The following is a 276-nucleotide window of genomic DNA, read 5'->3' on the forward strand; positions in this document are numbered from 1 at the left end:
TAAGCGCCAGTGAATCAACATCGGCTTCAGTAAGTGCAAGCGAAAGCACATCAGCTTCGGTAAGCGCGAGCGAATCAACTTCCGCCTCAGTAAGCGCAAGTGAAAGCACATCTGCCTCAGTAAGTGCGAGTGAATCAACATCCGCCTCAGTGAGTGCAAGTGAATCAACATCGGCTTCAGTAAGTGCCAGCGAAAGCACATCAGCTTCGGTAAGCGCGAGCGAATCAACTTCCGCCTCAGTAAGCGCAAGTGAAAGCACATCTGCCTCCGTAAGTG

At 51.4% G+C, this 276-nt stretch carries 1 protein-coding gene; it reads right to left on the minus strand.

Annotated elements, in window-relative coordinates; genetic code table 11:
- Nucleotides 1-259: hypothetical protein (locus LMC10_RS02100; RefSeq protein WP_411377832.1), on the minus strand; the 259-nt coding region annotated here is incomplete at its 3' end.
- Nucleotides 260-276 lie beyond the last annotated feature (17 nt).

Origin of the sequence: Limosilactobacillus reuteri subsp. simiae, from assembly GCF_020784875.1 — a bacterium.
GTDB lineage: Bacteria > Bacillota > Bacilli > Lactobacillales > Lactobacillaceae > Limosilactobacillus > Limosilactobacillus reuteri_H.